22 protein-coding genes and 1 pseudogene are annotated in these 22590 nt (G+C 35.0%); 6 read left to right on the forward strand and 17 right to left on the reverse strand.

Annotated features, from left to right (window positions below):
• Positions 1 to 148 precede the first annotated feature (148 nt).
• Positions 149 to 778, reverse strand: coding sequence for a cupin domain-containing protein (locus Q0X14_RS11020; RefSeq protein WP_297838319.1), 630 nt, complete (start codon positions 776 to 778; stop codon positions 149 to 151).
• 158 nt (positions 779 to 936) lie between these two features.
• On the opposite strand from Q0X14_RS11020, the gene Q0X14_RS11025 reads away from it, so the two are divergent.
• Entirely contained in the window at positions 937 to 1758 is an 822-nt protein-coding gene (locus Q0X14_RS11025; RefSeq protein ID WP_297838322.1) for a tyrosine-type recombinase/integrase, read from the forward strand.
• Here Q0X14_RS11025 and Q0X14_RS11030 read toward each other — a convergent pair.
• Genes Q0X14_RS11030 through Q0X14_RS11040 form a run of 3 tightly spaced genes read right to left on the reverse strand, consistent with a single transcriptional unit; the run spans position 1755 to position 5405 of the window.
• A complete protein-coding gene (locus Q0X14_RS11030; protein WP_297838325.1) occupies positions 1755 to 3230 on the reverse strand; it encodes an SDR family oxidoreductase in 1476 nt (491 codons plus the stop codon). The genes Q0X14_RS11025 and Q0X14_RS11030 overlap by 4 nt on opposite strands.
• 60 nt (positions 3231 to 3290) lie before the next feature.
• Positions 3291 to 3941, reverse strand: a complete 651-nt coding sequence (locus Q0X14_RS11035; protein WP_297838328.1) for a hypothetical protein — start codon at positions 3939 to 3941, stop codon at positions 3291 to 3293.
• Between the two features lie 3 nt (positions 3942 to 3944).
• Positions 3945 to 5405: a deoxyribodipyrimidine photo-lyase gene (locus Q0X14_RS11040; RefSeq protein ID WP_297838331.1), complete on the reverse strand. Its 1461-nt coding sequence runs from the start codon at positions 5403 to 5405 to the stop codon at positions 3945 to 3947.
• 127 nt (positions 5406 to 5532) lie between these two features.
• Here Q0X14_RS11040 and Q0X14_RS11045 point away from each other — a divergent pair, with 127 nt between their 5' ends.
• A complete protein-coding gene (locus Q0X14_RS11045) occupies positions 5533 to 5772 on the forward strand; it encodes a DUF433 domain-containing protein (protein WP_297838334.1) in 240 nt (79 codons plus the stop codon).
• Entirely contained in the window at positions 5762 to 6115 is a 354-nt protein-coding gene (locus tag Q0X14_RS11050; protein WP_297838337.1) for a DUF5615 family PIN-like protein, read from the forward strand. Before Q0X14_RS11045 ends, Q0X14_RS11050 begins: the two co-directional genes overlap by 11 nt.
• Positions 6116 to 6177: 62 nt before the next feature.
• Here Q0X14_RS11050 and Q0X14_RS11055 read toward each other — a convergent pair whose 3' ends face one another.
• The 4 genes from Q0X14_RS11055 to Q0X14_RS11065 all read right to left on the reverse strand — a co-directional run bounded on the left by Q0X14_RS11055 (position 6178) and on the right by Q0X14_RS11065 (position 9560).
• The gene (locus tag Q0X14_RS11055; protein ID WP_297838340.1) at positions 6178 to 7473 is read right to left on the reverse strand and encodes a DASH family cryptochrome; all 1296 of its coding nucleotides are present in this window, start codon (positions 7471 to 7473) and stop codon (positions 6178 to 6180) included.
• Positions 7474 to 7504: 31 nt separating this feature from the next.
• Complete coding sequence (locus tag Q0X14_RS15615) at positions 7505 to 7645, reverse strand: DUF2256 domain-containing protein (RefSeq protein WP_366522772.1); 141 nt, start codon at positions 7643 to 7645, stop codon at positions 7505 to 7507.
• A complete protein-coding gene (locus Q0X14_RS11060; RefSeq protein ID WP_297838343.1) occupies positions 7642 to 8586 on the reverse strand; it encodes an L-lactate dehydrogenase in 945 nt (314 codons plus the stop codon). The genes Q0X14_RS15615 and Q0X14_RS11060 overlap by 4 nt, the downstream gene beginning before the upstream one ends.
• 110 nt (positions 8587 to 8696) lie before the next feature.
• Entirely contained in the window at positions 8697 to 9560 is an 864-nt protein-coding gene (locus tag Q0X14_RS11065) for an SDR family oxidoreductase (RefSeq protein ID WP_297838345.1), read from the reverse strand.
• Between the two features lie 190 nt (positions 9561 to 9750).
• Between Q0X14_RS11065 and Q0X14_RS11070 the strand changes: the two genes are divergently transcribed.
• Complete coding sequence (locus Q0X14_RS11070) at positions 9751 to 9993, forward strand: TIGR03643 family protein (protein WP_297838348.1); 243 nt, start codon at positions 9751 to 9753, stop codon at positions 9991 to 9993.
• 87 nt (positions 9994 to 10080) lie between these two features.
• Here the strand turns inward: Q0X14_RS11070 and Q0X14_RS11075 are convergent, their stop codons facing one another.
• From Q0X14_RS11075 to katG, 3 genes are all read right to left on the reverse strand, one after another.
• The gene (locus Q0X14_RS11075) at positions 10081 to 10443 is read right to left on the reverse strand and encodes a DUF2200 domain-containing protein (protein WP_297838352.1); all 363 of its coding nucleotides are present in this window, start codon (positions 10441 to 10443) and stop codon (positions 10081 to 10083) included.
• 98 nt (positions 10444 to 10541) lie between these two features.
• Complete coding sequence (locus tag Q0X14_RS11080) at positions 10542 to 10988, reverse strand: DinB family protein (RefSeq protein ID WP_297838356.1); 447 nt, start codon at positions 10986 to 10988, stop codon at positions 10542 to 10544.
• A gap of 176 nt (positions 10989 to 11164) precedes the next feature.
• The gene (katG, locus tag Q0X14_RS11085; RefSeq protein ID WP_297838360.1) at positions 11165 to 13363 is read right to left on the reverse strand and encodes a catalase/peroxidase HPI; all 2199 of its coding nucleotides are present in this window, start codon (positions 13361 to 13363) and stop codon (positions 11165 to 11167) included.
• 448 nt (positions 13364 to 13811) lie between these two features.
• On the opposite strand from katG, the gene Q0X14_RS11090 reads away from it, so the two are divergent.
• Positions 13812 to 14753 carry a hydrogen peroxide-inducible genes activator gene (locus Q0X14_RS11090; RefSeq protein ID WP_297838363.1) on the forward strand — a complete coding sequence of 314 codons (942 nt, stop codon included), beginning with the start codon at positions 13812 to 13814 and terminating at the stop codon, positions 14751 to 14753.
• A gap of 26 nt (positions 14754 to 14779) precedes the next feature.
• Here the strand turns inward: Q0X14_RS11090 and Q0X14_RS11095 are convergent, their stop codons facing one another.
• From Q0X14_RS11095 to Q0X14_RS11120, 6 genes and pseudogenes are all read right to left on the reverse strand, one after another.
• Positions 14780 to 15655: an SRPBCC family protein gene (locus Q0X14_RS11095; protein ID WP_297838365.1), complete on the reverse strand. Its 876-nt coding sequence runs from the start codon at positions 15653 to 15655 to the stop codon at positions 14780 to 14782.
• Positions 15656 to 15668: 13 nt separating this feature from the next.
• Entirely contained in the window at positions 15669 to 16565 is an 897-nt protein-coding gene (locus tag Q0X14_RS11100) for a VOC family protein (RefSeq protein WP_297838368.1), read from the reverse strand.
• A gap of 115 nt (positions 16566 to 16680) precedes the next feature.
• Positions 16681 to 18117 (reverse strand): NADP-dependent isocitrate dehydrogenase, encoded by a 1437-nt coding sequence (locus Q0X14_RS11105; RefSeq protein ID WP_297838371.1) that lies wholly within the window; start codon positions 18115 to 18117, stop codon positions 16681 to 16683.
• Between the two features lie 468 nt (positions 18118 to 18585).
• On the reverse strand, positions 18586 to 18981 hold the full coding sequence (locus Q0X14_RS11110; protein ID WP_297838374.1) for a YidB family protein: 396 nt from the start codon (positions 18979 to 18981) through the stop codon (positions 18586 to 18588).
• Positions 18982 to 19040: 59 nt separating this feature from the next.
• The gene (locus Q0X14_RS11115) at positions 19041 to 19292 is read right to left on the reverse strand and encodes a zf-TFIIB domain-containing protein (protein ID WP_297838377.1); all 252 of its coding nucleotides are present in this window, start codon (positions 19290 to 19292) and stop codon (positions 19041 to 19043) included.
• Positions 19293 to 19433: 141 nt separating this feature from the next.
• Positions 19434 to 20138, reverse strand: a pseudogene (locus Q0X14_RS11120) (ion transporter).
• Positions 20139 to 20295: 157 nt separating this feature from the next.
• Between Q0X14_RS11120 and Q0X14_RS11130 the strand changes: the two are divergent.
• Positions 20296 to 22518 (forward strand): NADP-dependent isocitrate dehydrogenase, encoded by a 2223-nt coding sequence (locus Q0X14_RS11130; RefSeq protein ID WP_297838383.1) that lies wholly within the window; start codon positions 20296 to 20298, stop codon positions 22516 to 22518.
• The last annotated feature ends 72 nt before the right edge of the window (positions 22519 to 22590 follow it).

Here is a 22590-nt window from a genome sequence, read left to right on the forward strand (position 1 = left end):
TTGCGATGGCGGGGAGTTTTAGCACTAAACTTTGTTCGGAGAACTGAACTTACACCTTGCACAAATGTGTCTGCGAAGCACGGAACCCCCGCTATTGAAAACCCCTTGTTAGCGGCTGGTTTGCTGTCCGATTGTAGCTGTCCCAGTGTCATGGCTTTGATTTGCTGTCGTAAAGTTTGTATCCCAACACTCTTGCATATGGTCTTAGTATCTTTTTAATTGTCTTTTGAGCGTTTACAGGTGCGTCAACAACATAGCTGTCGAACAGGTCGCCAAACATTGACATTTTGAAAAAGAAATGAACCATTTTTAATTTTGAACTGCTGTCCATAAGTGGATAAAACTGTGCTAGGGTGTATGCAAAGCCCACAGGGACATAATCGCTGTCTTTGTCGCAAGTGATTACAACTTCTGAATTGGTCTTGTTGGAAAAAGTATGATACTGTCCTTTTGGAAAACTTATTCTGCTACCTGCACCCATTTCAATTACTTCATTATTCAACTTTACTGTCAATGTTCCTTGTGTTATGGTCGCACTTTCGTCAAAGCTAATGTGCAGATGTTCTGGTGGTCCCGCTGCCCCTGGAGCAAGTGTCAACTCACTATAAACTTTGTCGCCAACCTGTTTAATTATGGTCTGTGTAACTCCTTCCATCTTGCTGCTAAAGGTTTGTCCTGATTTAAAGTAACCGTCAAGTCGTGGTGGTTTTAAAGGAACCAACATATTGTAAAGAACAGGAAGCAAGATGATTGTCAAAATGATTAAAACTGTTGTCATTGTCTATCGTTTTTGTTGATTGTCAGTCGTTATTTATAGTCTAGGTTGAACTTTGTGCTATACTTGCCGCTAACTATTTATTTCCTGCAATAATAATAAAAACAATTTATTTTTATAAATTTACTGCGGGAAAACCACTAATTAAGGAGTTTTACGGTATGAAAACTAATAAAATAGCTTTGTTGCGGGAAGTCCTTTCTTTAAGAAATTATTCTCCTCAAACTATAAAAACATATTTAAAAGCAGTTGAAACGTACAACTCTTTTTCTGGTTTGCAAAATCCCAGTCAACAGTCGTTATATAAATTTGCATTACATCTTAAAGAGAAAAATTTATCTTTTAGTCACATTAAAAACTCCATAATGGCGGTAAAACTTTATTCAGAAATTGTCTTTGGTGTAAAATTAAACAGCAATTTTTTAAGAGGATACAGAAAAGAAAGAAAGCTACCGGATGTTTTAAGTATTGAAGAAGTTAAATCAATTATTAATTGCATTGAAAATCTAAAACACAGAACTATCATTTCGCTTATTTATTCTTGTGGCTTGCGTATCAGTGAATGTGTAAATCTAAAAGTAAAAGATATAGATTCTAAGCGAATGCTTTTAAGAATAGAGCAATCAAAAGGAAATAAAGATCGGTTTGTTCCGCTATCTGACAAAATGTTAGCTTTATTAAGAGAATATTATAAAGTATATAAACCAAATGAATTTATTTTTGAAGGACAGTTTGAAAAATATTATTCGACACGGAGCATACAGGCTATTCTTAAAAGAGCATTAAGAAAATGTAATATTAAAAAGCATATAACCGTTCACTCTTTAAGACATTCTTATGCAACACATTTGCTTGAGCAAGGGACTGACATTTCTATTATTCAAAAAATTCTTGGACATAGAGATATTAAAACAACTCTTCTTTATACACAAATAAGTAAATCACAGCTTAATAAAATTAAAAATCCCTTTGATACATTTTAATTTTTACTTGCGATAATATTCTCAGCCATCCCATCAAACACAAAATAATGAAACGGGAGAACAGAATACCAATACAATCTGCCAAGTAAGCCTTTTGGACGGAAGGTTGCGGTTTGTTGTAAATAATTTTTGCCGTTTCTTTCAACAATCTTAAACTCAAGCCAGGCTTCACCGGGGAGTTTCATTTCTGCATAAAGAAGTAGTCGTTTGTTCTCTTTATCAGCAGCAAGCACACGCCAGAAGTCGAGTGTATCTCCGGTATGAATTTCTGTTTTGTTTGTTCTTCCTCTTCGCAGCCCAACACCACCGACAAGCTTATCCAGAAAACCGCGAATATGCCAGAGCCAATCAGCATAATACCATCCGCGTTCACCACCAATTGACCAGATGTTATCAAGCACCTGATCAATGCTTGTTGTAATTTCTTTTTCTCTTTTGTCTACATAACAACCGTTGATGGGAACATTTATGTGTTCGAGGAGGGAATTATCTACATAACTCGAAATAAGAGAATCTTTCCAACTTGATATAACATTGTTCTGTTCAATTTTCTGAAATGCAAGTTGCACGGCTTCTTTGTAAGATATCGGTTTAATGCCAAGCATTTTTTCAAGCCGGTTATCCTTTGCAACAACTTCAACCTTCATACTGTTAACAAGATTTGTTGCAAGCATATATGATGTGGATGTAACAAAGTAAAGCCAGTAAGATGAAAGTCTTGGGGTCATTACAGGCACAGTAAAAATAAATCTCTTTAGTCCTCTTACTTCGGCAAATTGTAAAAGCATTTCTTTGTATGATAAAACATCCGGTCCGCCAACATCATAAGATTGATTGAATGTTTCTTCTTTAAGTAAAACACCGGTTAAAAACTCAAGAACATTTCTGATAGCAATTGGCTGATGTTTTGTGTTAAGCCATTTGGGAGTAATCATCACAGGAAGCTTTTCAACCAGATCACGAATGATTTCAAATGATGCGCTTCCGGAACCAACGATTATTCCCGCTTTTATTGAAGTCAAAGGAATGCCGCTTGTTGAAAGAATCTCTTCAACTCTTTTTCTGGAAGAAAGATGTTTTGAAAGTTTTTCTTCGTTTGTAATTCCACCTAGATAAATAATCTGCTTTATCGAAGTTTGCTTGACAAGTTTGATAAAATTTTTTGCGGAGGTTTCTTCAAGTGACGAAAAGTCTTTTACATTGGAACTCATTGAATGAATAAGATAGTAAGCTGCATCAATATCTTTAATAAGACCTTCACTTAAACCTGAACTTGAACTTAAACTTAAACTTTGAACCTCTTTCAGAAAATCTATTTCAAATACTGAAACATTGGGATGCTTATAGATTCCATCTGTGGGAAATCTGTTTTTATCACGAACACAGCAAATAACCTGATGTCCTTTTTCAATCAGAACAGGTAAAAGTCTTTTGCCGATATATCCGGTAGCACCGGTTAAAAGTATTTTCATATTGATAAAATAAAGTAATAATCAGAATAATTCCTGTATGAAAAGTCCACTCCTATCAGTTTAATCTGTTAAATCGGCAATCCAATTTTCTATTTTTCGTGGCAACACAATTGTTCCCAATCCATCTTCACCACCAACTTCACATCCCCTGCCATTGATAAACTCATAAACAGTTATTGCGCCAACTGAAGCATCAAGCATATCTTTTACTCCACCAATAAAATTATTCAGACATAGTTCATATTTAATATTCTCCTTCTCAAGCATTCTGTAAGAAGCAGATGGGAAAACTTCATAAACAAAATGGAAACCCGTTAATGTATCGTAAATTGAGAATCCCAGCTTCATCCAATCGGGAGAATTTTGTAATGTTCTTGTCCATTGTGGATTTGCAATGTTGTAAGATTTTATTATCACTTCGCATTCTCTTCCGATTTTTCCTTCATCATTATTTTTCCACGAATTAGTTTTTCTTTCAAAGCTTCTTTTGCGAAGTTTGTCGATGGGCATTCTTGGTGAGTCAATTCCGATTGCAATTTTGTACGGATTGTTGCTGGATACTTTAAGAAAAATTTCTTTTAATGATTGTGGAATGTTTTCCGTAACCCAGCCGCTTTCAAAATAATTTTTGTTTTCATCAATTATGTAATAACAACATCCTCTTTTGATTTGAACATCAATGCCCGCAAAAAATTTTATCTCGTTTTTCATTTTTCAACCCGATTTAACATGTTTAGATAATATTTTTTCTGCTTCGCTTTTTGAAGCTTCAGACTTTTTAATATCCCATAAAACTTTATTTGCTTGTCTGTAAGTTAACTCAGTATTGACTATTCTTTCAGGATAATCCTTTCCATAATGAAAGTTATAACTTATTTCTTCAACCGGAGTAATTTTCCAGGGTTCAATAGCAAGATACGAAGGAAGATTGGATAGCTCAGTAATCCACTTTTTTATAAAGATTGCATTGCTATCGTGTTCTAAAGCTTGTTTTGTTGGATTGTAAATTCTTATTGTATTAATTCCTGTTGTTCCTGCCTGCATCTGAAACTGTGGAAAGTGAATTCCCGGCTCAAAATCTAAAAATTGTTTTGCCAGAAAATTTGCGCCTTCTTTCCAATCAAGCCAGAGATGATGAGTGAGAAATGAGACAAGCATAGCTCTCATTCTGAAGTTGATATAGCCGGTTTCTTTTAAACATCTCATACAAGCGTCAATCAATGGATAGCCGGTTAATCCATCTTTCCAGGCATTGAAATAAGTATCGTTCCATTCTGTTCTGATGTTATCATAAGCTGAGTTGATATTTTTAAATTCATATTCCGGTTCTGTTTCAAGTTTCTGAATAAAATGACAATGCCATGCAACTCTCGATTGAAATGCAAGTAAATCTCTCTTTGACGGACGTTTCTTATATATTTGAATAGTTGCTTGCTCTACTTGTCTGATTGATAAATTCCCCCACGCAAGATATGGTGATAAACGACTACAGTGTTTGCGGCTTTCTTCAGGACGTGAAATATTTTTTGTATAACCTATATGTCTTTCATTCAGAAAAGAATTTAAAACTCTGTTAGCTTCTGTTTCTCCGCCTTTTTGCATTTGATGGTTAAAGTTTAATGATGAAATGAGTTTATCAGCCGAGAAACTTTCTAATATCTCTTTCTCTATTATAAAAGGTTTTAACTTGTCGAGTTGAGGAATTTCTATCGGTTTGGATAAGTATTCATTTCGTCTCTCATTCCAGTTATCACGATTTTTTAATCCTCGTATCACAGCATTGCTTTGAAATTCCTTCCATCTGATACCATTATTCTTGAAAAAATTTTTCACTTGGATGTCTCGCTGATAAGTCAGCCAGGTTCCTGTCTCCTGATGAGAGAAAACATTTTTTATCTCATAGTAACAGAGAATCTTTTCAAATAAAGGAATAGCTTCCCCATAAAACATATAAACTTGTTGAGAGTATTTTTTCAACTGTTCATTCAAATCTTTAATTGACTCAACAACAAATCTCCAGTGTCTTTCATCTGAATAAGGAGCTGTTATCAAAGAGTGTTCAAAGATGAAAATCATAAGAATTGGTAAACCTTCTTCAATCGCAGTTTTTAGTGGCAAATGATCTTTCAATCTAAGATCTCTTTTGAACCAGACTATGTTGATAGCAGTTTTCATTTTAACATTATTTAATTCATCAAAAATTGTTTATTCTCAAAGGCATTTGTAAGCATTGTTTTCATCTAATCAAAAACATTGAAGCATAAGGTTTAATTGTTTATTTTAACTAAAAACAAAAAAAACTATGAAAAGTTTAATTGAGAGAATTACAATAAATCCTGAAATTTGTAACGGGAAACCTACTATAAGAGGTTTAAGAATTACCGTCTCAACAATTTTAGAATATCTTTCCGCTGGCGAAACAATTGAAAATATTCTCAAAGCATATCCCATGCTTGAAGAGGAAGATATTAAAGCTTGTCTTGAATTTGCTAAAGCAGTAACAGATAAATCATTTATTACTTATCAGATAAATGCTCTCTGAAGAGTTTAAATTTCTCATTGATGTTAATTTGCCCAAAAGGTTTTCTTTTTTCAACAAAAGTAATTTTCATTTTGTGGCTGACTTAGATCCAAGAATGTCAGATATGCAATTATGGGAATATGCATTAAATAATAATTTGGTAATAGTCACAAAAGACACCGATTTTTATAATCTTTCTATTTCGTCATTGAAAAAACCAAAGGTAATTTATCTGCAACTTGGTAATATTAAAATTTCTGATTTGCACAAATTTTTTGAGAAGAACTGGTCAGATATTATTTCTCACCTCAATGATGCTTCAATGATTATTGTTCAGCAAAATAAAATTATCTCAATCAAATGAATTTATTATATTCTTTAAGTATAAATCCCAATAAAATAGAATCATATTTGAAATTCATTTAATTACGTTTCCCCATAAAGCCAAAGCTTTCTATAAGACCCATCTTTATCATATATCTCAGCTTGTTTGTTTACATTAAAATATCTGTTCGTGCGAGGATCATTACCAACGCCAGCTACATACATCCAGTTACACCAGTTGCTTGCGACATCATAATCGATAAGTTGTGATTCGAACCAGCCTGCACCCCAGCGCCAATCAATCATTAAATCTTTGCACAAGAAGCTTGCAACATTCTGTCTGCCACGATTAGACATAAATCCACTTTTCAGTAATTCAATCATATTAGCATCAACGAAATCATTTCCTGTTTTTCCGGATCGCCATTTTTCAAATAATTCAGGGTCATTTCTGCAGTCAAACTTTTTGTTTTTGATTCCACCTTTCAGAAAAATTTTATTTCCGTATTTTCTTGCAACAAATCTGAAATAGTCTCTCCACAACAATTCAAACACGAGCCAGTAGGTTGATTCATTTGCTTCCACTTCTTTTTCGAATTTTTTTATCTCAGAAAAAATTTTTCTTGCAGATAAAGAACCATTGGCAAGCCACGGTGAAAATTTTGAAGAATAACTTTCGCCAATCATTTTATTTCTTGTCTCTTTATAATTAAGAATATTCTTATCCTGCCAGATGAATTTGTTCAATCTTTTTAATCCTTCATCTTCACCGCCCATAAAATTCATCACTGCTCTTTCATCTTTTTGAGATTCAGTTAAACCAAAGTCAAATAAAGAAAATTTCTTTTCGCTTCTGAATTCATCAGGAAATGGCGGAAGTTTTTCCGGAGTATCACTTGTATCAACTAAGTAAAGCAATGGTTCGACCATCGTTCTGAAGTTAGTAAATACATCCGGCAAATTTTTAAGTGAAAAAGGAAGTTGATTTTCCTTTAGCAATGTTTTCGATTCGTGAAAATGGATTGGAATGTTCAGACGGTTTTTTAATTCTGTTTCGATAAGAATCTCTTCGCTCGTATCTTCTTTTACTGCATAAATTTCATCTGCAGAAAATTTACCTGCAATATCTGCTATTACATCTTCGGTTTTACCAAAGGTTATCAAAAGGTCAGAGCCGAGTTTCTGAAAATTGCTTTTAAGGTTATTTACAGTTTCAATTAAAAACTTTGCTCTGAAACTACCGGTTTTAGGGAAACCCAATTTGTGCTTTCTGAACCATCTTTCATCAAAACAAAAGACGGGCAAAAGAAGTATATCTTCTCGGCTTTCGAAAGATTTTAGCAATGGCTGGTCGTGCAATCTTAAATCGTTTCTGAACCAGTAGATGATTTTTTTCATATAAAATTAAAGAGGGAAGAAACTGAATTTTTTAAATTGAGGTTTTTTTATTTCTTCTGCATTTCTCGCTGCAGTATTTCACATCATTCCAAACCTTTGCCCACTTTTTTCGCCATAAGAATGGTCTGTTACATACAACGCAAATCTTCTGCGGAAGAAATTCTTTTTTCATTTCCTTTCATACTCATCAATTTTAGAACGAATAATCTCTGCACTCTTTTTTAACAACATCTTTTCTTTAACACTAAGTTTAATTGGTAAAACTCCAAGATCACCTTCTCCCCCAATAAGATGAGGCAGTGAAAGAGTAACATTTTTAATTCCTTCAACATCATCCTTGAGGGCACTGATTGTAAGTACTGCACGATTATCACGATTAATTACTTCAACAAGTTTAGCGATGGCTCCGGCTACTCCGTAATATGTTGAACCTTTACCTTCTATTATTTTATAAGCAGCATTACGAACACCATCATCAATCTTGTTTTTTATTTCATCGTTAAAATCAATATTTCTATGTGCTATAAAATCTTCTAATGGAACTCCTCCAATATCTACATTTGACCAGCAAAGTACTTCTGAATCACCGTGTTCGCCAATAACATATGCGTGAACATGCTGGGGATCAACTCCGATATGATTTCCAAGCAAAGATCGAAATCGTGCTGTGTCTAAAGTTGTTCCACTTCCGATTATTCTTGTTGAGGGAATTCCGAATTCTTTAGCGATGCTTATACAAATGTGAGTGATTATATCAACGGGATTTGTCGCGACAAGAAAAATTACATTGTGATTAACTTCCACCGTTTTAGATATAATATCTCTCATAATTGAGGCATTCTTTTCCATAAGCATTAGTCTTGTTTCACCGGGTTTTTGATTTGCACCTGCAGCAATTACAACGACTTTAGCATCTTTTAAGTCATTATAAGTCCCGGCGTATATGTCTGTTGCCGAAGCAAACGGAACGGCGTGCATAATATCCTGAGCTTCTGCGATTGCCCGCTTTTCATTCGCATCAATCAGCACAATATCGCTTGCAGCTTTGCGCATCATTATTGCATAAGCTGATGTTGCACCAACCATTCCGCTTCCGATAATTCCGACTTTCATAATTACCTCTTTTTGTTCTTTATGTTTCACCGTGATTGCTCTGTGGTTCTCTGTGTAATTATTTTCTTTCACGGAGTTACACTAAGAAGTCACAGAGAACCACCTAAAGATTATTTAATCATTTCAACTGATTTTTCTTTTACTGCTGAAAGAAACTCCTCACACTTTTCCCACAATCGTCTCTCTTCTTCGGGATTATTGAATTTGCATTTTTCTTCTTTTCTTTGATTGAAAAATCCACCATTACTTCCATCAATTTTTTCAGCAGATGCGAGCCAGACAATTGTATCAGCACCTTCCTCAATTGTTCTGCCTTCAATCAACGCAAAAACTTTTAACAGAAATTTACCAATAGCGTTTTGCTCTCTGAAAAGTTCCGTCGTCGGAACAAATCCGGGAGTCAATGAATATATAGAAATATTATCTTTCTCCAATCTTCTTGCCCATTCACGGGTTAGCATTCTGTTAGCTTGTTTGGTTTGTTTATAAGCAAGAGTTTCGTTGAATTTTCTTCTTTCAAAATTAATATCATCTATTTCAAGTCCGCCTGCGTAATGAGAAGCGACATTTATAATTCGTGATGGAGCAGCATTCTTTAACTCATCTAAAAGCAGTTCGGTCAGTAGCTGGTGACCAAGAACATTAACAGCAAAAGTCATTTCAACTCCAAGCTCTGAAATTTGCTTTGACTTTGTCCAGAGTCCAGCATTGTTAATAAGCACATCAAGTTTGTTTTCAGTTTGCCTGAACTCATTTGCAAAATTTTTAATTGAATCAACAGAGGCGAGATCGAGATGCTTTACAAAAACATTCTGATTCCCGGTTTCTTTAACAATCTCTTCTCTTGCCTGATTAGCTGAATCAAGTGAACGACAAGCCATATAGACTTTAGCTCCGAGCTTAGCAAGTTGTTTAGCGGCTTCTTTGCCAATGCCTTTATTGGCTCCGGTTATAATTACTACTTTATCTTTCATTTTTTCCTCTTTTTCATTTTTATTATACTAATTTAAGAACAATAATGGATACGAATTCGTTCCGTTGTGTTATTGTATGGCCGAGACTTGCCTCGACCGAAAACAGAAGAAGGCAGGAAAGGCAAAACCTTCCCCTACAATTAATTCTGTCGTGTTGAACTCATAAATTATTTATTCGGTTTAACTTTTTATGAAAAACTTTTCACCATCAGACATATCCAGAATAATCGAAATGGCTTGGGAAGACCGCACACCTTTCGAAGCAATTGAAAATCAATTTGGTTTGAAAGAAAATGATGTACGCGAAATTATGCGAAAGAAATTAAAGCCTTCGAGTTTTAGAATGTGGCGCAAGAGAGTAAGCGGAAGGAAAACAAAACATCTTTCACTTAGGTCAAAAGATGTAACCAGGTTTAAAAGTAAAAACCAATAGCCGCAGTGTTTTTGCTAAAGCTTTTTTCAACCACAATCTGAAATAATGTATTAAATTCAGAGTAATTTATGAATTAAGTACAATGAATCACTTCCTCAAAATCTTTTCCAGCGCTTTTCCTTTTGCGAGTTCATCTACAAGTTTATCCAGGTATCTTACTTTTTGTGTCAGAGGATTTTTAATTTCTTCAACGCGGATACCGCAGATTACTCCTGTTATAAGATGAGCATTTGGATTAAGTTTCGCTTTCTTAAAAAATGTTTCGAATGTAGTCTTCTCATCAATAAATTGATTTAATTTTTTATCATCAAAACCGGTTAACCATTTAATCACCCGATGAAGTTCTTCTTTAGTTCTGCCCTTCTTCTGAACTTTTGCAAGATAGTGCGGATAAATGGAAGCAAAAGACATTTTTGCGATTCTTTCGTCTTGAGTTGATGAATTTTTCATGTTTAGCTCTTTAGAGAAAATTAAATGAAGTATTTCTTTATAAATAATAAAAGTAAATAGAATGCAGTAGTTTGTATAAAATTATAAATGTATTTCTTTCATTGCCTTTTATAAACTATAAAGTCGGTTACAATTGGTTCCAAACCATTTTGCCTGAAGTCAGAAGCAATTTGTCCTCTGTGATAAGTGGAATGATTTATTATATGAAAAAGAATATCAAGGATATTGTTGCTGAACTTTTGTCCTTTTGTGTTGGAATAATGAATTTTCTCATCAAGAGTTTTTGAGTTAAGAATTTCCAGCGACTGATTGTGGTTGTTAATTTCAATTTCTTCCAAATCATAAAGTGGGCGAATTTCCCAAACAGAAGTTGATATTTCTTTCTGCAGAATTCTGCTGTTCCAGATCTGATGTGCATTAAGAAGATGATTGAAAATTTTTATTGCTTTCTCAGAAACTTTATCCTGATTTTCTACAAATGCTTCGCATAACTTTAAATTACATTGATGATTGTAATCGAATAATTCAATAAAAAATTGTTTCATAAGTCTCTCATTATTTATTGCAAATATATGAAGGGAGAATTTATATCAGATATAAAAAAGCCGCAGCATTTCTGTTGCGGCTTTCATTAATCGGTTCGTTAAGTTATACTAAAGACATCTCTTTAGTGAAAATAATTTATGTCATCCTTCGATCCGCTCAGGATGACATTATAATGTTATTGTAAATCGAATCTGTCTGCCATCATTACTTTATTCCACGCAGCAACGAAGTCTTTGACAAATTTTTCTTTGTTGTCGTTGCAAGCATAGAACTCAGCTACTGCTCTTAACTCGGAGTTGTGTCCGAATATCAAATCTACTCGCGTGGCTTTGTATTTTAGCTTACCTGTTTTTCTGTCGTAACCTTCAAATTTATCTTTGGACTCATCAGTTGCTTTCCATTCGGTACTCATATCAAGCAGATTAACAAAGAAGTCGTTTGTAAGAACTCCTGGTTTATCTGTAAACACACCATAATCTGAGCCGTCCCAATTTGCTTTCAAAGCACGCATACCGCCAACGAGAACAGTCATCTCCGGAACATTAAGGTTGAGCAAGTTAGCTTTGTCAACTAAAAGATGTTCTGCACAAACCCCTGCTTTGTCTTTTGCGTAATTACGGAATCCGTCTGCAATTGGTTCGAGTACTTCAAAGGATTCAACATCTGTCCATTCCTGTGATGCATCTGTTCTTCCCGGTGTGAACGGAACTTTAATATCATAGCCGGCATCCTTGGCTGCTTTTTCAATTGCTGCACATCCGCCAAGTACAATTAAATCTGCAATCGAAATTTTCTTTCCATCTTTCTGAGCCGAGTTAAATTCGGTTTGAATTTTTTCCAATACGCCAAGTACTTTTTGCAATTGTTTCGGATTATTAGCTTCCCAGTTTTTCTGCGGCTCTAATCTGATACGAGCACCATTTGCCCCACCTCTTTTATCTGAGTTGCGATATGTCGAAGCTGATGCCCAGGCAGTTGTTACTAATTCTGAAACTGAAAGTCCTGATGAGAGAATTTTCTTCTTCAGTTCGTCAATATCTTTATCATCAACAAGCTTGTGATCAACTGCCGGAACAGGATCTTGCCAGATTAAATCTTCCTTCGGTGCTTCCGGACCTAAATAGCGAGATTTTGGTCCCATATCTCTGTGAAGAAGTTTGAACCACGCACGAGCAAATGCATCTGCAAACAAGTCCGGATTCTCATAGAACTTTCTTGAAATCTTTTCATACTCAGGATCAAATCTTAACGAGAGATCTGTTGTAAGCATTGTTGGTTTATGCTTTTTGTTTGGATCGTAAGCATCGGGAATTATTTCAGGAGCGTCTTTTGCAACCCATTGGTAAGCTCCTGCAGGACTTTTTGTTAGCTCATAATCATATTCAAAAAGATGTTTGAAGAAATCGTGACTCCATTTTGTTGGAGTAGTTGTCCAGGTTACTTCCGGTCCGCCGGTTAGAGTATCCGGACCTTTACCTGATTTGTAGCCATACTTCCAACCCAAACCTTGCTGCTCAATTTCCGCTGCTTCAGGTTCCGGTCCCATTAACTTTGGATCGCCCTGACCGTGTGCTTTACCAAAAGTATGTCCACCAGCGATAAGTGCAACTGTTTCTTCATCGTTCATTGCCATTCTTCGGAAAGTTTCGCGAATATCTTTAGCAGCTGCAACAGGATCCGGATTTCCACCAGGACCTTCAGGATTAACATAAATCAATCCCATCTGAACTGCAGCAAGAGGATTTTCAAGATTTCTTTCACCCGAATAACGATTCTTATCAGAAAGCCATTCCTTTTCAGAGCCCCAGTAAATTGCTTCGTCTGGTTCCCAGTAATCTTCTCTTCCGCCGGCGAATCCAAATGTTTTGAATCCCATTGATTCAAGCGCAACATTACCAGCAAGTACCAGTAAATCAGCCCACGAAATTTTATTTCCATATTTCATTTTGATTGGCCAGAGAAGTCTGCGGGCTTTATCAAGATTTGCATTATCAGGCCAGCTGTTAGTTGGTGCGAAACGCTGTAATCCTCCGCTTGCGCCACCTCTTCCATCACCAATTCTGTATGTTCCGGCTGCGTGCCAGGAAAGTCGGATAAACAATCCACCGTAATGACCAAAATCTGCGGGCCACCAATCCTGTGATTGTGTCATAAGTTCTTTCAAATCTTTTTTCAAAGCATCGTAATCAAGACTGTTAAATGCTTCTTTGTAGTTAAAGTCTTTATCCATTGGATTAGACTTTTCAGAATTTTGGCGAAGAATGTTGAGCTTTAAGCGATTGGGCCACCAATCATTAACGCTTGTTCCGAAAGCGCTAACTCCGGTTGGATGTGGAAACGGACATTTACTTCCGTTATTAGAGTTGTTGCTCATAGTTGAACCCTTTCTTTATTTGTTAATAAAATTTTGATTTCATATTTAGGAAAAGGTTTTTATAAGAGTATAAAACTTTTCTTATCACAATTAGTTTAGCAAAGCTTTTCCCAACTATCCTCTCTAAGTATGTGACACTTTTCTTTGTTCAGAGTGACATTGCTGTCCTTGTCATTCTGAGGAACGAAGTGACGAAGAATCTCTTTCCTTCTATAAAAGACTCTTCACTTCGTTCAGAGTGACAACCCTGACCTGTCATTCTGAACGGAACAAAGTGGAGTGAAGAATCTCTTTGCTTTTAAAAAAGACTCTTCTCTTTGTTCAGAGTGACAAACATTACTGATACTTCTGTATGAATAATCGTTCTTTCGTCCACTAAAATCGTATAAATATCTTCATAAATCAAATTGATAATTTTTATATTTGTATAACTTAATCTTATAACAGTATGACACTTACTCAACTTGAATATTTAATAGCAATTGAACGATTCGGAAATTTTTCTGAAGCAGCAAAAAGTTGTTTTGTTACTCAGCCAACTTTAAGTATGCAGATACAAAAGCTTGAGGAAGAACTTGGAATAAAAATTTTCCGTAGAGACAAACAACCAATTGAGCCAACTGATATCGGAAGAAAAATTCTTGAGCAGGCAAAACTGATACTGAAAGAGAAAGAAAAACTTCACATCATTCTTCAGATGGAAAGAGGTGAGTTTGTCGGCTCTCTTCGGGTTGCAATAATTCCTACTATCTCATCTTATCTGCTACCTATGTTCCTTGGCAATTTTACAAAAAAATATCCCGAAGTGGAATTGATAATTGATGAAGTTACAACGGATGAAGTAATTGCAGGTTTGACAAAAAATCATTTTGATGTGGGAATAATCGCACTACGTTCAAATCATGAAAATCTTTTAACAGAGACTTTGTATTACGAACCTTTTGTTGCTTTCCTTCCGCCGGATCATAAGCTGATGAAGAAAAAGAAATTAAGTCAGGATGATTTAAATGTGAATGATTTTCTTCTTTTAAAAGAAGGTCATTGTTTGAGAGAACAGACGCTTTCAGTTTGCCGAAGTAACGAAAATGAATGGATTGAAAAAAGCAGTAAAGTAGTTTTTGAAAGCGGAAATCTTGAGACACTTATCAAATTAGTAGAACAGAAATTTGGGATGACACTATTACCTTTTCTTGCATTGCAGTATATCAAAGACAAGAAAAAGCTGAATCAAATAAGAGAGTTTAACAATCCGGTTCCAAAGCGTGAAGTCGGATTTATCTATACTCATACATTTATCAAAAAACATTTATCCAATGCACTGAAAGAAGAAATATTAAAAGTTATTCCTGATGAGTTAAAGCAAAAAAGGAATGGCTTGATTGTGCATTGAGGTGATTACAAAAATGAAAATCCGATTTAATTTCCTTCAACATACTTTTTAAAATTATTCAGAATTGACTGCCAACCTTGCCGCTGCTGTTCAAGTGAGAAAACATTTTCTGCGTCAAATGTTTCTGTGATGATTGTAAAATTATTTTCGGATTGAAATGTTATTTCAACTTCTCTGTTATCACCGAGTTTGTATTTAATCTTTTCAAATTCTCTTACTTCGCTATAAATTCCTTCAAAGTCAAATCCCATCGAGCCATCTTTTGATTCCATTCTCCAGGAAAATTTTCCATCAGGTTTCAAATCATTTACAGCACGCGGGCAATGCCAATCATCAGATGCAAAATTCCAGTTTATGATGTGTTCCGGCTTAGTGAAGCATTCCCAAACTTTTTCAATTGGTGCTTTGATATTTATTTCAACAGATATTCTTGTTTTATCAGTCATTAGTTGCTTTCGAGCTGTTTTAAGATTTCTTTTTAATCCAACCAATGTTAACATGCAAACTATTATCATTGCAATTGATAATGAAAAGAGAGAAAAAGTCACAACTGCCTCTGCAATTACAGGACCCTCTTTACCTTGAGCAGCAATGTTTAACATTTTCCCCGCATTGAAAATTGCTGCAACAAGAATTCCAAACCAATTTGCGAATGTTCCGTAAATTGCAAGCCAGAAATTAATTTTTAACCACCTATCAGATAAATCAATTCTGCTCCAAATCAATCCGAGCACGATTAAAAGTATACCGTTCAAAACCCCTTCAATGTGACTTGATAATCCCATCCTCGGATTTGCAAATATCGGAACGAATAATCCAACAATTAATCCAAGAAGAAAAAGAGTTACGCCTAAAAAAATTAATCTTTGGGACTGATGTTGATATAATTCAGATTTTTCCATTGAATACCTATTCTTATTCAGATGCTTTAATCAAAGTTGCTATGTCGAATTTTTTCATCGTAAATATTTCATTCATCACTTTACTCCTTTTATTGGGCTCATCCAATAATTCATTTAATATAGTTGGAATCACCTGCCACGATATTCCAAATTTATCTTTAAGCCAACCGCATTGAATTTCCTGTCCACCATCAGCGAGTTTCTGCCAGTAATAATCAATTTCTTCCTGAGTATCGCAATAAACTATAAAAGAGATCGCATCGTTGAAATCAAAATTATGTTTCATCGTTCCGCCGCTCATTGCATTGAATAAATAATTATTCAGTTTAAATTGAGCGAAGAGTAAAGTACCTTCGGGCAGATTCATTGATTTATCGAAAGGATATTCCATAATAATTTTTGAATTCGGGAAGATTGATGTAAAATGATTTGCGGCTTCTTTTACCAGATTGAACTTTTCGTTAGCGAATAAAATTGCAGGAACAATTTTTTGAGGTGAGTTTATATCTTCTATATCAAGCTGCCACGAAACACCAAATTTATCTTTAACCCACGCATACTTTGGACTCCAGTCATATTTATTCAAAGGCATATTGACCGAACCGCCCTCAGAAAGTTTTTTATAAAGAAAATTAATTCTTTCTTCTGAACCACAGTAAACAAACAATGAAACAGATTCGTTAAACTTGAAATCTGTTCCTCCATTGAGAGCAAGAAAATTCTGTCCGTTTAATTCAAATTCAACAGTCATTACAGAACCTTCTGGCTTATGATGAAATTCAAATCCTTCCTTTCCATATCGCGTGATTCTTTTGACCAAAGATTTATCAAAAAGTGATGAGTAAAACTTTACTGCTTCCTCAGCTTCGTTATCGAACCAAAAGCAAGGCGTTATAGCCGGTAGGTTCATAAAAGATGCCTCCTTAAGAAATGAAATGTTTAAAAAGTGTTTTATTCTATTTGTAATATAAAAAAAGCCGTGACATTTCTACCACGGCTTAATAAAAAGAACAATTAAAATAATTTTACTGTCCCTGTCCAAGTGAAAACGCGTGAACTCCATCAAATGCATATAAGTTTTCAGTTTTGATGACATCAATATTATTTTCTTCGGCTTTAATCAGTAAACTAATTATATCTTGCTTTGTAATATTTTTACCATCCTTATCTTTGAAACGGCATCTCCAATGATCTGTGCAAAATGTTTCTTCAAAACCTTCAGGCCATACTTTAATACCTCGATTAGTTATCATAGATAGTTTAACATTTTCGAGGTTAATCTTCTGCAGTAATTCTGCTAATTCATTTGGATTTGTTCTGCTCCAATGAACAAAGATATCAACCCCAAGTAATTCTTTTTTAGCTGGCGCTTTTCTTACATACTTTGGAAGTTTAAGTGCAGAGCCTTTTTCATAATTGACTGCTTTTAACTGAGATGGTTTTTGCCCAATTCTTTCAATCACAGCATCTGCAAATTCTTTTGTCCCTACTTTCTGTTTGCTAATTCCTTCTTTGAAAATATCATAAGTGTGAATTCCATCTTCAATAGTCTTGAGCCAGGCATTCTGAACTTTTTCTGCAACATCATTCTGACCAATATGAACCAGCATCATAATTGCACCTTGAAGTAATCCGGATGGATTAGCAAGATTCTGCCCTGCTCTTCTTGGTGCTGAACCGTGAATGGCTTCAAACATTGCACATTCTTCACCAATGTTTGCTGAACCAGCCAAACCAACTGAACCAGCGATTTGTGCTGCAACATCAGATAAAACATCGCCATAGAGATTTGGAAGAACAATTACATCAAAAGCTTCAGGTGTGTCTGCAAGTTTTGCCGAGCCGATATCTACAATCCAATGCTCATTTTCTATTTCCGGATATTCTTTTGCAATTTCGTCAAAGATTTTATGGAATAACCCATCGGTTTGTTTCATAATATTATCTTTTGTAAAGCAAGTAACTTTTTTCCTTCCATATTGCTTTGCGTATTCAAATGCATATCTTATTATTTTTTCCGAACCTGGCCGGCTGATAAGTTTCAAACACTGGACAACTTCATCAGTTTGTTGATGTTCGATTCCCGCATAAAGATCTTCTTCATTTTCTCTGATTATCACCACATCCATATTCGGATGTTTTGTTCTAACGAACGGATGTAAGCTAATACACGGTCTTACATTTGCATACAAACCAAGAAACTTTCTTGTTGTAACATTAAGACTTTTATATCCACCACCTTGAGGTGTGGTAATTGGTGCTTTCAGGAAAACTTTATTCCTCCTTATAATATCCCACGATTCTTTTGCTATGCCCGATGTATTTCCAGCCAGATAGACTTTTTCTCCAACTTCAATTTCATCTATTTCTATTTTTGCACCACCAGCTAAAATTATACTTAATGTGGCATCCATAATTTCCGGACCAATGCCATCACCTTTTGCAACTGTTATTCTTGTCATAATTTACCTCCTTCTGTTAAAATGATTGAATACTTGTTTTTTATTTATACAATTTAATAAATAACTGTTTTATTTTGCTCTGAGTTTATAATAGAATTTACCTCTTATTATATGCTATTTATTATTACTATTTCTTTTCTCAGTTCGGGAATCGTTTACTCCACAATATAAGTCACATCTGATTTTTAATTTTTATGCAAGGCGTCAAAAAGCTTATTCTCATACTCTCTTATGTATATCTCAGAAAAATTGATAACTCCTGTAAATCCTGAATATTATTTACCACTGATCAAAATCAAACCGGGTTTATGTATATCCATTTCATTAGGAAGCAGGTAGTTAAGAAAAATTTTTTTAATGTTTTTTGGCTTTATTATTAAGAAATGAATGTCGAAAGAATTTTATTTCGTATGTAATAAAAGGCCGTGATGATCTTAACACGACCTATTAAAGAAAAGATTTGAGTTTTTACTTTTTACCAAACAATCCGCCTAGCAAATCGCCGGCCTGACTGAGAATATCACCTTCAGGAACCTTACCTTCCGGAGTGAGTTTATCAACGACATCGGGCAGAAGATTTGAAAGCTGGCTGGACAAATCACTAACATTTAAACCAAGCTTTGAAGCAATTCCGCTTAATACATCTGAACCAAAAACATTTTGAATCTGATCAGGCGAAATGGATTTGTTTTGTCCTGTTCCAACCCAGGAACCAATTATATCACCCAAACCTTTTGCATCAAATTGGCTGATGAGATTTTGCAGGCCGCCTTGTCCGCCAAGCAAACCCATAACTGATGACATAAGATCGTCTTTTTTATCTCCGCCGCCAAGTGCCGATTGAATTGTGTTTAGTATATCCACTTTTTACCTCTTTATGTTTGATTGGAAATAAATGACAAGTGATTTTTAACATAATAAATTTAGAAATCAAACAACTCGCCAAGAAACGATTTTCTTTTATACTTATGATAATCCTGACTTTTGTATTTATAGTTATCTGAATCCCTGAAATCTCTGTCTCTTATCTGATCTTCGTATTTAACTGATCTCTCAATAATTTTATCAAGTTCGCCTCTGTCGAGCCAAATTCCTCTGCATTTGGGACAGTAATCAATTTCGATTCCCTGTTTATCAGATATAAGTAAATCAACATTACAAACCGGACAGGTCATAAATACCTCCTTTCATTTCAGATAGTTCAATTTTATTGAATGTGAATAAAAATATTATTTATTAACTTTTCTTGAGAGCTTTTCTTCCACTCTTATTATTTGTTCCTTTAGATTCTTGATATCGTTTCTTAGCTCTTCATTTTAATCCTGAATAATCTCTTCCACTTTAATTGTTTGCTGAGTGCTTATTTTTTGCTGAATATCTGACATTGTGTTAACAACGATAGCAATAAAAATGTTCAAAGTTGTGTAAGAAGCAATAAGTATAAAAGAGATAAAATAAAAATTAGCAAGAGGATATTTATCGCTTATAGTGCGTGCGATATCTGCCCAACCCTCCAATGTCATTATCTGAAAAAGAGAAAACATTGATGCCCAAAGAGTTCCGAACCATTCCGGATAAGAATTGCCAAACAATTTGGTTCCAACAACCGAAAAAACATAGAAAACAAGAGTAAGCAAAACAAAAATCCACCCAATACTGGGAAGTGAGAGCAACAATGATTCAACAATAAATCTTAATCTGGGTAGATTTTTAATCAGTCTCAACGACCTGAAAATTCTGAGTGAACGAAGCACTGCAAGCGCACCAGAAGCAGGCAGAAGAGCAATTGCTACTATGGAAAAATCAAAAACATTCCATTAAGCATAAAGTTTTAATAAAATTTCTATTACAAAAATTCCAAGGATTATTTTGTCAATCAGCAAAAGCGTTTTACCGAATGAATGCATTATCGCATCAGAAGTTTCCATTCCGATTGTAATTGAGTTAAAAATTATCAGAGCTACAATGAAACTTTGTACTGACTTATTTTCAACGAAATTTCTAATGTTATTTCTTATCATATAAAATAGTTTCTTATTAAACTTGTCAAAGTTAAAATTATAACTATGGCTAAGCAATATATTTAATATAAATCCTCCGATGTATTCTTCTATCGTACTAAGCTATTCAGTATTTTAGTTTGATAGTTTTCAATAATTTTTAAAACAGGTGAGAAAAATGAGCTTCAAAATTATCTGGACAAAAACCGACGAAGCACCAGCTCTTGCAAGCTATTGCCTTCTTCCGATTCTAAAATCTTTTACAAAAGGAACCGGAATTGAATTTCTCGAAAAAGATATTTCGCTTGCAGGAAGAATTCTTGCAACATTTCCCGAGTATCTGAAAGAAGATCAAAAAATTCCGGATCACCTGGCTGAGCTTGGAGAACTCACCCAACATCCCGATGCAAACATTATAAAACTTCCCAATATCAGTGCAACAATACCACAATTGAAAGCTGCAATAGCTGAACTTCAGCAAAAAGGATTTGCGGTTCCGGATTATCCTGATGAACCAAAAACTGATGAAGAAAAATCCATCAAGGAACGATACTCCAAAGTACTCGGTTCAGCGGTTAATCCAGTTCTGAGAGAAGGAAACTCAGATCGTCGTGCGGCGGCTTCAGTAAAAAAGTTTGCACAGAAATATCCGCACAAAATGATAAAGCCGTGGCCACCCGTTTCAAAGACTCGTGTTGCACATATGAATCAAAAGGATTTTTACGGATCAGAAAAATCCACTACACTTGAGAAAGATGATGTTGTTAAAATTGAATTTGTTGATGCGAATGGCAATTCAACGGTTCTGAAGGAAAGTCTTAAACTTCTTGCAGGTGAGGTTATTGATGCAGCAGTCTTGAATGTTAAAGAACTTAGAAAATTTTATGCAGAACAAATTGAAGAAGCAAAGAAAGATGATGTTCTTCTTTCGCTTCATCTGAAAGCAACTATGATGAAAGTTTCTGACCCGATAATGTTCGGTCACGCTGTTTCGGTTTATTTCAAAGATGCACTTGAAAAACACTCCGATGCACTCAAGCAAATAGGCGCTAATGTAAATAATGGTTTAATGGACATTTTAGAAAAACTTAAAAAACTTCCCGACGAAAAAAGAATTGAAATTGAAGATGACATTAACAAAGTTTATGAAACACAGCCCGGACTTGCTATGGTTGATACACGAACCGGCAAAACAAATTTGCATGTTCCGAATGATGTAATTGTTGATGCTTCAATGCCTGTTGTGATAAGAGATGGCGGGAAAATGTGGAATCGCAAAGATGAACTGCAGGATACAATTGCAATGATTCCCGACAGAAGTTACGCAACAATGTATCAGGCAATGATTGATGACATCAAAGCAAATGGTCAATTTAATCCGGCGACAATGGGTGCCGTTTCAAATGTTGGTTTAATGGCGAAGAAAGCCGAAGAATATGGTTCACACGATAAAACTTTTGAAATGAAAGATGATGGATTTGTAAGAGTGATAAATTCCGAAGGCAAGGTTTTACTCGAACAGCAGGTTGAGAAAGGCGATATCTTCAGAATGTGTCAGGCAAAAGATGAAGCAATAAAAGATTGGATAAAACTTGCGGTAAACAGAGCAAGAACTTCCAATACTCCGGCAATATTCTGGTTAGATGAAAATCGTGCACACGACAGAGAAATAATTGCAAAGGTTAAAAAATATTTGCCTGAACACGACACAACCGGACTTGAAATAAAAATTCTTAAACCGGTTGATGCAATGAAATATACTTGCGAAAGAAGTCGCAAAGGATTGGATACAATTTCTGTTACAGGTAATGTACTTAGAGATTATCTTACAGATTTATTCCCGATTCTCGAATTAGGCACAAGCGCAAGAATGCTTTCGATTGTTCCGTTGTTAAAGGGCGGCGGATTGTTTGAAACCGGTGCCGGTGGTTCTGCACCAAAACATGTTGAACAGTTACTGAAAGAAAATCATTTACGATGGGATTCACTCGGCGAGTATTGTGCACTCGTTCCATCTTTTGAAATGGTTTATGAAAAAACTAAAAATCCAAAAGCAAAGGTTTTAGCCGACACACTTGATAAGGCAATTCTCAAATATCTTGAAAACGGAAAAATGCCTTCACGCAAAGCAGGCGAGATTGATAACAGAGGAAGTTCATTTTATTTGTCAATGTATTGGGCAGAAGCTTTAGCAAATCAAAATGATGATGCTGAATTAAAATCACGCTTTGAAAAAATATATAAAGAACTTTCTGCAAACGAAGAAAAAATCTTTAATGATTTAATTACTGTGCAGGGAAAACCCGTTGACATTGGTGGCTACTATATGCCCGATGATAAAAAAGCAACAGAAGTAATGAGACCAAGCACTGTATTTAATAAAATCATTGATGGGATGTAGTAAGAGCAATAAGATTGTAAAGTAAAATTATTTAACGGACAGAGAAAAAAATCTTTGTCCGTTTTTTGTTTT

Origin of the sequence: Ignavibacterium sp. (genome assembly GCF_025998815.1) — a bacterium.
GTDB lineage: Bacteria > Bacteroidota > Ignavibacteria > Ignavibacteriales > Ignavibacteriaceae > Ignavibacterium.